The 13,853-nt window shown below is 37.9% G+C and carries 11 protein-coding genes; 6 read left to right on the top strand and 5 right to left on the bottom strand.

What is annotated here, in order from left to right:
• Positions 1-61: 61 nt before the first annotated feature.
• From ACFQZ1_RS13905 to fdhD, 5 genes are all read right to left on the bottom strand, one after another.
• Entirely contained in the window at positions 62-577 is a 516-nt protein-coding gene (locus ACFQZ1_RS13905) for a GNAT family N-acetyltransferase (protein WP_377882767.1), read from the bottom strand.
• Positions 578-704: 127 nt separating this feature from the next.
• Positions 705-2,081, bottom strand: coding sequence for a HAMP domain-containing sensor histidine kinase (locus ACFQZ1_RS13910; RefSeq protein ID WP_377882768.1), 1,377 nt, complete (start codon positions 2,079-2,081; stop codon positions 705-707).
• A 282-nt stretch (positions 2,082-2,363) separates the two neighbouring features.
• Complete coding sequence (locus ACFQZ1_RS13915) at positions 2,364-3,035, bottom strand: response regulator transcription factor (RefSeq protein WP_377882769.1); 672 nt, start codon at positions 3,033-3,035, stop codon at positions 2,364-2,366.
• A gap of 793 nt (positions 3,036-3,828) precedes the next feature.
• Positions 3,829-4,335: a GNAT family N-acetyltransferase gene (locus ACFQZ1_RS13920; RefSeq protein ID WP_377882770.1), complete on the bottom strand. Its 507-nt coding sequence runs from the start codon at positions 4,333-4,335 to the stop codon at positions 3,829-3,831.
• Between the two features lie 266 nt (positions 4,336-4,601).
• On the bottom strand, positions 4,602-5,402 hold the full coding sequence (fdhD, locus tag ACFQZ1_RS13925; RefSeq protein WP_377882771.1) for a formate dehydrogenase accessory sulfurtransferase FdhD: 801 nt from the start codon (positions 5,400-5,402) through the stop codon (positions 4,602-4,604).
• A 293-nt stretch (positions 5,403-5,695) separates the two neighbouring features.
• Here fdhD and fdhF point away from each other — a divergent pair, with 293 nt between their 5' ends.
• From fdhF to ACFQZ1_RS13955, 6 genes are all read left to right on the top strand, one after another.
• Positions 5,696-8,638, top strand: a complete 2,943-nt coding sequence (fdhF, locus tag ACFQZ1_RS13930; protein ID WP_377882772.1) for a formate dehydrogenase subunit alpha — start codon at positions 5,696-5,698, stop codon at positions 8,636-8,638.
• Between the two features lie 11 nt (positions 8,639-8,649).
• Positions 8,650-9,135, top strand: coding sequence for a helical membrane plugin domain-containing protein (locus ACFQZ1_RS13935; RefSeq protein WP_377882774.1), 486 nt, complete (start codon positions 8,650-8,652; stop codon positions 9,133-9,135).
• Positions 9,136-9,253: 118 nt separating this feature from the next.
• Entirely contained in the window at positions 9,254-11,593 is a 2,340-nt protein-coding gene (locus ACFQZ1_RS13940) for a xanthine dehydrogenase family protein molybdopterin-binding subunit (protein ID WP_377882776.1), read from the top strand.
• Positions 11,590-12,432, top strand: a complete 843-nt coding sequence (locus tag ACFQZ1_RS13945) for an FAD binding domain-containing protein (protein ID WP_377882778.1) — start codon at positions 11,590-11,592, stop codon at positions 12,430-12,432. Before ACFQZ1_RS13940 ends, ACFQZ1_RS13945 begins: the two co-directional genes overlap by 4 nt.
• Entirely contained in the window at positions 12,429-12,896 is a 468-nt protein-coding gene (locus tag ACFQZ1_RS13950) for a (2Fe-2S)-binding protein (protein ID WP_377882779.1), read from the top strand. Before ACFQZ1_RS13945 ends, ACFQZ1_RS13950 begins: the two co-directional genes overlap by 4 nt.
• Positions 12,896-13,852, top strand: a complete 957-nt coding sequence (locus ACFQZ1_RS13955) for an XdhC family protein (RefSeq protein WP_377882781.1) — start codon at positions 12,896-12,898, stop codon at positions 13,850-13,852. The genes ACFQZ1_RS13950 and ACFQZ1_RS13955 overlap by 1 nt, the downstream gene beginning before the upstream one ends.
• The last annotated feature ends 1 nt before the right edge of the window (position 13,853 follow it).

The raw sequence follows: 13,853 nt of genomic DNA on the forward strand, positions 1-13,853 counted from the left end.
GGTATTCCTTTATTAATATATGTAATAAAGGAAAAGGGACTTTTTAAAAAAGTCCCTTTTCCTATTCGTTTTCTTCATGTAAAAACAATACCATATGCTCTTCGTCCCAATATTGATCGTTATATTTTAACGAACGTTCTTGTACGCCAAATGTTTTAAAGCCTAATGATTCATAGAGTTTTTTCGCACCTTCATTGCCAACGACAACATCAAGCATAAGTTGTTCTACTTCTAATTCTTTTGCTTTTTCAATTGCTGCTTGCATAAGCGCTTTACCAGCACCGAGTCCACGTGCTTTTGGAGAGACATAAACAGCACCGATTTTTGCTTTATGTTCCTGCTTTAAAAATGATTTCGTTTCCAGAGTTGCAGCACCGATTAATTCGCTATCTTTAAAAGCGCCAAGTGTATAATTTTCATTTTGAGATAATACTTCTGCTTTATATTCAACAGGATCTTCTTTGTTAAGGATATCTTCGTAAGTGGAACTAAAAGCTTCTGGGTTTTGCTTTAATCCTTCAACGCGAAGTTCTAAATAAATTTCTGCATCCTTTTTTGTCAATACACGAATTTCCAATCATATCACCCTCTAAATCTTTGGTAGTTGTATATACATATTATATTAAAGTAATAATAATTTCAAAAATATACTATTTATGGTTAATGTTATTGGATAAAAATATTTACTAAAATAATAAAAATGTTTATTGAATTGGTAATTCTATCGTAAATATAGTTCCAGTTCCAACTTCACTTGTTACATGTATAGAACCACCGTGTAATTCTACGATTTCTTTTGTAACAGCTAAGCCAATACCTTTTCCACCAGTTGCTCGTGTTCGGGATTTATCGACTCGGTAAAAGCGCTCAAAAATATGTGGTAAGTCTTCACTTGGAATTCCCTCTCCTTCATCTTGCACTTGTATAAGAAAAGTATGCTCCTTTTTTAATACTTGTACTGTAATTTGAGAATCTTCATGAGAATGTTGGTGTGCATTATGAAGCAAATTCAGCATGACTTGCTCCATACGGCGTTCATCTATGCAGACATATAAATCTTCAGGGCAATATAAAGAGATGTCTATTTTCTTTTTTTGAAGAGATGGTTTTATTTTTTCAACCATACGCTCTACAAATGGCAGTAGTGAAATATCCTGCTTTTTAATAGCAAATTGGTGTTGTTCAAGCTGTGCAAGTTCAAATAAATCTTGTACGAGTTCGGTAATATTTTCTGTTTCCTCTTCAATGATTTGTAAATATTCTTCCCGTTCTTCTTTCGATAAAGATTCTCTTTTTGCAACTTTTGTATAGCCTTTTACATATGTGAGCGGGGTTAATAATTCATGTGCGACACTTGCGAGAAATTCATTTCGTTCTTTTTTCATATAGGTTAGCTCACTAGAAAGCTGTTCAATTGTTCCTGCTAAGCTTCCTAATTCGTCTTTACTCTTAATACCTAATGTAATCGGTTCATTTTGCTTCATCATTTTTTCGGTTGCTCGCTTCATTTTGATAAGCGGATTTGTAATAACTCTTGAAAATAAAAATACTAAAATTGTTGTGAGAGCTACTGTCAAAGCACCAACGGAAACGAACTGTTTTGTTAAGCGAAAAATCATTTCTTTTATAGAAGCAGTTTCTAAAAACATATGGACATAGCCAACCACTACCCCATATTTTGTAATAGGACTGACTGTTGAAATATATTTTGATTCTTTCCAGCGATCTTCTGTTATCATTCCGTCTTTAGGAATATACTCAATCTTTTGTTCAAGTTGTTTGTGCATGCCTTCTGTAATGGGATTAGAAGAAGCTAAAATATGACCTGTTGCATTTGTTATGACGAGTTTCGTACGAGAAGGGGCGTTAGATTCCATCGCCGCCACACGTTCAATGGCTCGTTCGCTATAGCGTTTTTCAATAATATCACGATACCAATTTCCTTTTGCCAATAAGGCCGTAGTTTCTTCATTTACACGCATTTGCGCCAGTGTTGTATGAAAGGATACAAATAATACGGATTCAATGCAAAGAGATAATAATAAAAAGTATGTACCAAGCTTTATAGAAAGTTTATTCATTATGATTCACAACCTTTTTCCTGTACTAACAGGCAGTAAGACTCCCACCGCAAAGTTCTGAAGAAACAACGAAATTCGATAGAAGAAAAACTGCTGGCGTATGCCCGAGTGGTTCAAATAAAATTTCTTCACTAGCGGAAGTTTCACTTTATCCCGCTCTAACAGTCGGTAAGATGCTTAGCTACGAGGTAATACCAAACCGACTGTAAGAGCCCGATTGGTGAGGGCTTACCATAAGTAGGAAACTCACCTACTTATGGAAGTTTCACTTTATCTTTACGATTAGTTACCTTTCCATTTGTAACCGATTTTATAAACAGTTTCTAGATAATCTTCAATAGGGAATCCTACTTTTCGAAGCTTTTCGCGTATATTACGAATGTGAGAATCAACGGTACGATATTCAATATCTGTTTGAAATCCCCATATTTTTTCGATAAGTTCATCACGGCTATAAGCACGGTTTATATTTTGCAAAAAGAGTCCAAGTAATGAAAATTCAATTGGTGTAAGAGCGAGTTTTTCATCATAGACAGTTACGGTATGCCTCGTTTTATCCCAATCAATTCCGTTAAAGCTTACGAACCCTTCCTTTTTCGTACGACGCAGTACAGCTTCAATACGAGCAATTAATACTTGCTCATCAAACGGTTTTGTAATATAGTCATCAGCACCTAAGGTGAGACCTTTTACCATGTCATAATTTTGATTACGTGCAGTTAGCATAATAATAGGGACGTTACTTATTTGCCGAATTTGAAAGCAAGTCTCCCAACCGTCCATTTCTGGCATCATCACGTCTAATAAGATAAGATCAAATTCTTTTTGTTGAACGAGTTCAAGTGCTTCTAGTCCTGAAGTTGCCTTCATGCAAAAATGCCCGCGCGGACTTAAAAATAAATCTAATAAGCGCAGCATGCGTTCTTCATCATCTACTAATAATAGTTTTGCCATAACGATGTACACCTCAAGTTTCCAGTATTTATCCCGCTATTAACGGGCAATAAGACCCCCACCTCAAGATTCAAAGAGGAACAAGGAAGATAGCCCGTAAAAGCCCGATTGGTGAGGGCTAACCTTTTGGAGAAAAGCGCTCCAAAAGGAAGTTTCACTTTATCCCGCTATTCGCGAGCAGTAAGCCTCCATCTCAAGATTAAGAGAAGAGCGAAGAAGATAGGTAAGATCAGGTCCTCATTGTCAAAAGTTTCCCTTATATATTTTACATGAACTTTCTAAAAAACACTGTTTATATTATAAAGAAAAGGACAATTGCCATAAAAAATGCACTACTTTTGCAAATCTTTCTTTTATAATGAGGGTGTAGCAGCACAAAAAATACCCTATGTTGCGACATAACGTCTTGTCATTTTGTTTTTCAAAATGACAAATTCCATTCTATTGTGTAAGTGAGATAGAAAACATTTTTCGTATTCACCTCGCATCGGATAAGAAAAATTTCTATCTCACCTTTTTTTTATAAAGGGAATTTACATAGTGAACAAAAAGAAGGATTCCTTGAAAAGCAGGAACGATGATTGTTGTTGTTTGTGCTAGGAAGGTACTTGGATTATTAGAAAGAAAAGCTTTTATCAATGAAGAGTTTCCTCACTGATAATGAACTGAGCCAATGGCTCTTATAGATGATTTTGTATTACACACCCGCCTGTTGTTAGAACGGGATAAAAATAAGAAGCCTCGCACGCATTGTGCGAGGCTTTTTTAGTGATCTTTTATGTGTAAAAAATCACTAAGCGTTTAAAAATAAAACCATATGCTCTTCATCCCAATATTGTCCGTTATATTTTAAACCACGTTCTTCTACGCCATATGTTTGGAAACCAAGTGATTCGTATAGTTTCTTTGCCGTTTCATTTCCGACAACAACATCAAGCATGATTTGTTCTATATCTAATCTGGGTGCATTTTCAATGATTGTTTCAATTAACGCTCTTCCAGCACCAAGACCACGTGCCTTCGGAGAAACATACACAGAGCCAATTTTTGCTTTATGCTCTTGTTTAATAAAAGGTTTAATTTCAAGTGTGGCAATGCCAATTAATTCATCGTCTTTAAAAGCGCCTATTGTAAATTTTTCAGGATTATCTAATCGCTTTGCCATCGCAGCAACAGGATCTTCTTGTTTCATAACATCTTCATAAGAGGAACTAAATGCTTCTGGGTTTTGAGTTAACCCTTCTACGCCAAGCTGTAAATATATACTTGCATCTTCTTTTGTTAAGACACGAATGTTCATACAAGCAACCTCCTAATGTAATGGTTTTATGTAATAAAATTATATATTAACTTTATTAACTATTCAACAGTTATATATGTTACATTTTTATAACTAAAAAGGTTTCTCATGTGAGAAACCTTTTTAGCTTTTTATATGGAAGTTTCACTTTATCCCGCTCTAACATTCGGTAAGATGCTTAGCTACGGAGTAATAACAAACCGTCTGTAAGAGCCCGATTGGTGAGGGGTGACCATAAGTAGGAAACCCACCTACTTATGGGAATTTCACTTTATAAATCCTTCGATTCGTTTTGGATGTGTGTAAATATTGCAAGAATCACCACGAATAAAGCCAACGACAGTAATTCCTAAATCATGAGCAAGTTCTAGAGCTAATTTTGTCGGGGCTGATTTTGATAGGACAATTTCACAGCCGATTTTTGCCACTTTAAGTAGAATTTCTGATGAAATGCGGCCGCTAAAGGCAATTACTTTTCCGGTTATTGGAATATTGTTTTGTAAGCAATAACCGTAAATTTTGTCCAAAGCATTGTGGCGTCCAATATCCATTCGTGAAATAAGAATTTGCGTTGCATCACATAAGGCGGTGTTATGTACACCGCCTGTTTGTCTGAAAGTAGAGGAGGATTGTTGTAAATCTTTCATTAAACGAAAGCAATCTTCGGGCTTGAGTGTAATATGAATATCGTGCATTGTTTTTGCTTTTGCAGCATCATTGACAAATACAAAGCCTTGTCTGCTTTTCCCACAGCAAGATGTAACATACCGTTTGTTATAGCAAGTTTGATATAGTGGATTTGTTTGCGATGTTGTTACATGAGCAAATCCTTTTTCTTTTTGGATCCATAATTGTTCAATGTGTTCATAGGAAGGAATAATACCTTCTGATATTAAGAAGCCAACGACCATATCTTCAATATGATCAGGCGTACAGACAATTGTTACATATTCTTCACCATTTAGTTTAATTGTAAGTGGATATTCTGTTACAATTTCGTCATCTTTTTGATGAAATGTACCATTTCGGTACTGAATCATTGGATATGTACTTTGAACAGACTCCATATAAATTTCCCCTTTATCAATTATTCTCCCATTTTCATCATAAAACAATAGAAAATGAAAAGCATCCAGTTTGTACTTTTACTACATTCCTTGGTGATTATTTGTGTTCTACGATATAATAGAATCGTAGTAATATACATTCATTGTAAGCTTTTTATACATCAAGATAGGAACTTCTTAGAACTGGTTTTCGTGTTTTTGAAAAAAAGAGCGTATAGCAACGCTGTTTTGAAAACGCATTCAAAAGCGTGTTTGAAACGTGTTGGACGGTTGGCCATAAGGAGAGGGTAAAGATGTCAGAACACATAATTCGTGTAACTGTTGATGGCGCAGAGTATATTTCATCTGGTAAGAAAACGATATTACAGTTATTAAACGAAAGAAAGCTTGAGCATCCGCAAATTTGCCACGTACCAGAAGTAGATCCAATTCAGACATGTGATACATGTATTGTTGAAGTAAATGGGAAGTTGATGCGTGCTTGTTCGACAGCACTTGAAGACGGTATGCATATTGAAAGAAAATCAAAGCGAGCGATTGAGGCACAAACAGAAGCGATGGATCGGTTACTGGAGAATCATTTATTATATTGTACTGTTTGTGATAATAATAACGGGAATTGCAAAGTACATAACACAGTGCATATGATGGGAATTGAAGAGCAGAAGTATCCGTACGAACCGAAAGTGAGCGCTTCGGAAGTGGATATGTCTCATCCGTTTTATCGTTATGATCCAAATCAGTGTATTGCATGTGGTCAATGTGTAGAAGTGTGTCAAAACTTACAAGTAAATGAAACCTTATCAATTGATTGGAATTTAGATCGGCCGCGTGTAATTTGGGATAATGGCGTATCGATTAATGATTCGTCTTGTGTAAGTTGTGGTCAATGTGTAACGGTTTGTCCATGTAATGCTTTAATGGAAAAGTCGATGCTTGGGGAAGCTGGCTTTATGACAGGTCTTAAACAAGATGTTTTAAATCCAATGATTGATTTTGTTAAGGATGTAGAACCTGGTTATAGTAGTATTTTAGCTGTTTCGGAAGTAGAGGCAGCAATGCGTAAAACGAAAATAAATAAAACGAAAACTGTTTGTACGTTTTGCGGTGTAGGATGTTCATTTGAAGTATGGACGAAAGATCGTCAAATTTTAAAAGTACAGCCTGTATCAGATGCACCAGTAAACGGGATTTCAACGTGTGTAAAAGGAAAATTTGGATGGGATTTTGTAAATAGTGAAGAACGTATTACAAAGCCGCTTATCCGTACAGGAGACATGTTTGTTGAAGCAACTTGGGAAGAAGCAATGGAAGTTGTTGCATCAAATATGAGTCATATTAAAAATCAATACGGCAGTGATGCTTTTGGTTTTATTTCTTCTTCTAAAGTAACAAATGAAGAGAACTATTTAATGCAAAAGCTTGCGCGCCAAGTATACGGAACAAATAACGTGGATAACTGTTCCCGTTACTGTCAATCACCAGCAACAGATGGTCTATTTAAAACTGTAGGCATGGGTGGTGACGCAGGGACAATTAAAGATATCGCAGAGGCTGGACTTGTTATTATTGTTGGTGCAAACCCAACGGAAGGTCATCCCGTTCTCGCGACGCGTGTGAAACGTGCACATAAACTACATGATCAAAAATTAATTGTGGCTGATTTACGTAAACATGAAATGGCAGAGCGTGCCGATTTATTTGTTCACCCGAGTCAAGGTACAGACTATGTTTGGCTTGCAGGTGTAACGAAATATATGATCGATCAAGATTGGCATGATAAAGCATTTTTGGCTGAAAACGTGAAGAATTTTGATGAATATAAAACAATGTTAGAGAAGTATACGCTTGATTATACAGAAAGTATCACAGGCATTTCCAAAGATACATTAAAAGAAATGGCAAAAATGATTCGTGATGCAGATGGTACATGTGTACTTTGGGGCATGGGTGTAACGCAGAATACAGGTGGAAGTACTACGTCTGCTGCCATCTCAAACTTATTGCTTGTAACAGGTAACTACCGTCGTCCGGGTGCTGGAGCATATCCGCTTCGCGGGCATAATAACGTACAAGGTGCTTGTGACATGGCAACATTACCAAACTGGCTGCCTGGATATCAAGCAATATCGGATGATGCACTGCGCGCAAAATTTGAAAGTGCATACGGCGTATCTATTCCGAAAGAACCAGGATTAAATAATATTGCGATGCTGATTGCTGCTGAAGCAGGGAAATTACGTGGCATGTATGTCATGGGAGAAGAAATGGCATTAGTCGACTCTAATGCTAATCATGTGCAGCACATTTTAGGAAATCTTGATTTCCTTGTTGTACAAGACATGTTTTTAACAAAAACAGCTCGTTTTGCAGATGTAATTTTACCAGCGGCACCAAGTTTAGAAAAAGAAGGCACATTCACGAATACAGAACGCCGCATTCAACGTTTATACGAAGTAATGCCGCCGCTTGGTGATTCGAAACCAGACTGGTGGATTCTTCAAAAGGTAGCTCGTGCTTTGGGCGCAAATTGGAATTATGAACATCCAAGCGAAATTATGGATGAAATCGCATCACTTGCGCCGTTATATTCACAGGCAACATATGACCGTTTAGAAGGATGGAATAGCTTGTGCTGGGGTAGTCATGATGGAAGTGATACACCATTATTATATGTAGATGGATTTAATTTTCCTGATAAAAAGGCACGCCTATCACTTAATGAATGGATACCGCCAGTCGAGGCGCCAGAAGAATATGATTTATTATTAAATAATGGCCGAATGTTAGAGCACTTCCATGAAGGGAATATGACAAAAAAATCAGCAGGTATTTTATCTAAAATGTCAGAGGTGTTTGTTGAAATTTCACCAGAGCTTGCAGCGCAGCGAAATGTGAAAGATGGAGGTCTCGTAGAACTTGCATCACCGTTTGGAAAAATAAAAGTTCCAGCACTTATTACAGATCGTGTAACTGGAAATGAACTATATTTGCCAATGCATGCAACAGTAAATGAAGAAGCAATTAATATTTTAACAGGAACGGCGACTGATCTTTATACATGTACACCGGCATATAAACAAACACGTGTAAAAATGCGTGTGCTGCGTGAAAAAGGAAATCGTCCGCTGCCTGCTTCCAATCCGCGAAATAAAAAACGTCATCCGCAAAATGGTGTTGAAGTAGAAAAGAAATGGCAACGAAAACAATATGTATCACTTGTGGATGAAAACTAGGGGGGAGCACTGTGGCAAAAGAAATTACGATGATTCAAAAAACAGTTTTAACAGAGGAACAAAAGAAACAACAACTATCTGAAGAGTTATTACAACAAGTAGGAGAGAATCAAGAGGCAATTGAAGAAACAATTCATTTGTTAGCGCAGCTTCAAAAAGCAGGTATACTTGATGCAGCTGTGAGCTTGCTGGCAGCGAAAGAAGATGTTTCGAAAATTGCAATTGAACAACTAAACCGTGAACCAGTGAAAAATGCATTAAATAATATGATGGGTGCAGGAGAAGCGCTATCTTCAGTAGACCCAGAAGTGACCAAGCAAGTAACATCTAGTTTAGTTACAGGTTTACAATATGCAACAGATGAATTAAAAAAAGGCCAGAAAACAAGTGTGATGGATTTCTTTAAAGTATTACGAGATCCAGATATAAATCGAGCAATTACATTTGGATTTAATTTTTTGAAAGCATTTGGTCAAGAACTAGAAAAGAAGAACTAATAAGAAAAATAGGCTGCTAGCTAAATACTAGTAGCCTATTTTTTGTATAGAGAGATCTGTACTAAATTGTTAGTAGTGTAAATAGGATGGTAGAAGAGTACAACAAAGGAGGCCGGGAATGGAACGGTATCGTATCATTGGAAAAAGTGTTAAGCGAAAAGAAAGTGCTGATAAGGTAACGGGAAGAGCGAAGTATATTAATGATGAAATAGAGGTTGGTACGCTATATGCGAAACTTCTTACGAGTACATATGCACATGCTTACATTAAGAGTATAGATATTCGTGAAGCGAAGAAAGTACAAGGCGTACATGCTGTGATAACAGGAGCTGATTATCCTATTCTTGTCGGTTCAAGCATCGTTGATCGTCCTCCGTTAGCCTTTGAGAAAGTACGATACTTTGGTGAACCTGTTGCGCTTGTTGTAGCGGATAATGAAGCGATTGCAAGAGAGGCAGCAACACGAATTCGTGTGATATATGAAGAGCTTCCGGCTATTCGTTCGCCTTTGCAAGCCTATAATGAATCAAACATATTAGTACATGAACATGTGGAACAATATGAATTAGAAGACAAAGTATACCCAAAGCCGCATACAAATATCGCAAATCGGACGAAAATCCGTAAAGGTGATATTCAAAAAGGATTTACTGACAGTGATGCGATTGTTGAAGAAACATTTTCTTTTCGGCAATCCGATCATGTGGCAATGGAAACACGGTGTGCTAGGGTAGAAATTAAGCCTAATGGAGATGTTATTGTTCATTCTACTTCGCAGGCTCCTTTTGAAATAAAGAGGCAGTTAAGTAAATCGTTTCAAATTGATGAAGGAAAAGTCATTGTATATGTACCGTTAGTTGGAGGCGCATATGGCGGAAAAACAGCGGTACAACTTGAATATTTAGCATATCTTGCTTCAAAAGCAGTAGGGGGAAGACGAGTTACTCTTCGAAATAGTAGGGAAGAAGATTTTATAACGTCTCCTGTTCATATCGGTTTACAAGCAAAAGTAAAGCTTGGATGCACAAAAGATGGAAAGCTGCAAGCAGCAGAAATTTTGTATTTATTTGACGGCGGTGCTTATGCTGGTCGGGCAGTAAAAATGAGTCAGGCGGCTGGACTGGACTGCACAGGCCCATATGCTATTGAGAATGTTTGGTGTGATTCGCTTGCTATGTATACGAACCATACATATGCAACGTCGTTTAGAGGTTTTGGGCATTCGGAGTATACATTTGTAATGGAACGAACGATTGATATGCTTGCTCAGAAATTAGGAATGTGTCCGCTTAAGTTTCGCCTGAAAAATGCGATTAGACCAGGAGATACAACACCGACACAAGTGCCTGTCACATCAAGTAATACGGGAGATGTGACAGCTTGCCTACAAAAATTAAAATCGCTTATAAATTGGGAAGAGGGAAATAAAGTTACTCTATCTAATGGCATGGTACGTGCAAAAGGGATCAGCTGCTTCTGGAAAAATTCGACTACACCAAGTAATGCCGGAGCAGGTGCTGTGTTAACCTTTAACGGTGATGGCAGTGTCAATATTAATTGCGGCGCTGTTGAAATTGGGCAGGGAACAAAAACGGTGCTCACACAAATGGTTGCAGAGAAAATGAACATGAATACTGATGATGTACATGTAATGATGGAGGTAAATACACAAGTTTCTCCAAAACATTGGAAAACAGCAGCGAGTCGAACGACACTCCTTGTTGGAAATTCGGTTGTAATGGCTGCAGAAGATGCAATGAGACAGTTGCGACAAACGGCTTCAAATTTACTTGGACACCCCGCGGAAGAATTAGAGATTGCAGGAAAACAAGTCTATGTCAAAATGAATCCGACTATGTATGTACCTTTTTCGAAAATTGTGTTTGGATATGTAGATTCAAATGGAAATGTAAAAGGAACTGAAGTGGTGGGGAGAGGTAGTTACGTATCTGAGGGACTTACAGAAATTGATTATGAGACAGGGAAAGGCAGACAAGGACCTGAATGGGGAGTAGGAGCGCAAGCAGTAGAAGTGGAATTTAATCCTAAAGACTATACATACCGATTGTTGAATGCTGTAACAGTTGCAGATGCTGGAACAATTTTAAATAAAAAGGGAGCAGAGACACAAATTATGGGAGCCATGAGTATGGGGCTAAGTTTTGCAACGCGAGAAACATTTCACTATGATGCAAAAGAAAGGAACTTGAATCATCAGTTTCGTTCTTATAAAGTCATCCATTACGGCCAACAGCCAAAGTATATAGTGGACTTTGTAGAAGTACCGCATGAGCAAGCTGCATTTGGTTCTAGAGGACTTGGGGAGCATGGAATTATTGGCATGCCGGCAGCTTTAGCGAATAGTCTTTCAATTGCGGCTGGTATTTCATTGCGAAACTTACCGCTTACTCCAGAATTAATTTGGAAAGAGACGCAAAAAAAGGATGGGATTGAATGATACCATTTGATTTTGAGTATTATCGTCCGAATTCTATTCAAGAAGCAATTCAGTTATTTCACCAGCTAGATAAAGAGGGAAAGAAGCCGCTCTACTATGGAGGCGGCACAGAAATTATTACGTTGGGACGTTCGCAGCGGATTAGAACAAAGGCTGTGATTGATATAAAAGGTATTCCGGAATGTAATGTTTGTGAATGGAAGGATGACCAACTTTTTCTTGGTGCAACATTGACGATAACAAGTGTTCAAGAAGCGCAAGTCTTTCCGCTTCTTGGTGAAACTGCTGGCCGAGCTGCAGATCGCACAGCAAGAAATCAAATTACGATTGGTGGAAATGTTGCGGGAAGGATTAGATATAAGGAGGCAGTGCTGCCTTTTTTACTAGCTGATAGTACATTTGTCATTGCAGGGATAGAGGGGATTCGGTATGTACCTGCTCATCAAGCTTTTGTGGAAAAACTACAATTACAAAAGGGTGAGTTTCTTGTACAAATGATTACAGAGCGGCGGTATGTGACAGCGCCGTATTATAGTGTGAAAAAGCGCCAACTAGAAAAAATTGATTATCCCCTTGTGACAGTTGCAGCGATAAAATATGGCGACGAAATTCGGATGGCGTGCAGCGGTTTATGCGCATTTCCGTTTCGTTCACTTATAATGGAAGCTGATTTAAATAATAAGCATATTCCATTCGAGAAAAGAATTGAACGGGCTCTAACTCATATTCCTGCTCCTGTATTAGATGACATAAGAGGCTCGTGTGCTTATCGGACTTTTGTATTTCAATATGTACTTCACGATATGCTGATTAAGCTTGAAGGGGTGGGAGAGTCATGAGAAATGTGCAAATGATTCTTCATGTAAATGGAGAAAGACGAGAAGTAGTTGGCAGAATGGCTGATACTCTACTACATATATTACGTCACGAACTTGATTTAACAGGAGCAAAGCCTGGCTGTGAAAATGGTGACTGCGGTGCTTGTACAGTTCTTGTTGAAGGAGTAACAATTAAGTCTTGTATTATGTTAGCTGTTGAAGCGGTTGGAAAGCAAATTACAACGATTGAAGGATTACAAGGGGCACCCATTCAACGAGCCTTTGAAGAAAAATGGGCTTTTCAATGCGGGTACTGTACACCAGGATTTATTATGAATTGCCACGGGCTTGTTACACAAAGGCCTGATGCAGATGATCGAACCATTGAAGAATGGTTAAGTTCTAATATTTGCCGCTGCACGAGTTATCAAGAAATTGAAGAAGCTGTAAAGTCTGTGTTACAAAGGCAGCGGGGGGATTCATAATGGCTTCCACATATGACGTATTAGAAGCGTTGTTATGTTGTGAAAAACGTTGTGCATTAGCGACGATTATTCATGTTGAAGGATCAGCATATAGAAAAGAAGGAACGATGATGCTTTTTCAAGAAGATGGTACAAAAGTGGGAATGCTAAGTGCAGGGTGTATAGAAGAAGAACTTTCCTACTATGCTGCAGATGTTATGGAGCATAATACTTGGGCGATTCATACATTTAATACGAAAGCAGAAGATGATTTGTCCTGGGGAGTAGGGTGTAATGGTATTATTCATGTATTAGTGGAGCATATAGATGATACCTATAAAGGGATTTTACAAGATTTATATATTCACCTTGCAAATGGTTCCTCCGCTTGGATGGTGAAAAACCTTTCCTTAGAGCAAACTGCGCTTATATATAACAATGGTAATACGCGTGGGAATTGGGAAGGATCTCTTCCGCAGGCAACTTACTTGAAAAATGGTTTACAAGATGAATATTATAGCCAACATTTTATACCAAAGCCCCGCCTTTTTATTTTTGGCGCAGGAGAAGATGCAAAGCCACTCGTTCAGTTTGCAAAGGAAACGAGTTTCTTTGTAACAGTTTGTGATTGGCGGGAGGCCTTATGTAATACGGATCAATTTCCAAATGCTGATGCATGTGTGGTTGGTTTTCCAGTGGAAATGATACAAAACCTTTTATTCCATCCAAGTGATTTTCTTGTAATTATGACGCATCACTTTGAAAAAGATCGACAATTATTATCTCTCTTGTTAGAACAAAATGTTCGTTATATAGGCATTTTAGGACCGCGTCATCGTACAGAGCGCTTATTAGAAGGTAAACCAATCCCTCATCACCTCCATTTTCCTGTTGGCATTTTAATTGGTGCACAAGGTCCAAGTGAAATTGCCATTAGTATCATGGCTGAAATCATCGGGCAGTTGCGGGGGAAGTGAT

The sequence above is a fragment of the Bacillus sp. CGMCC 1.60114 genome (assembly GCF_042676365.1).
In the GTDB taxonomy this organism is placed as follows: domain Bacteria; phylum Bacillota; class Bacilli; order Bacillales; family Bacillaceae_G; genus Bacillus_A; species Bacillus_A rhizoplanae_A.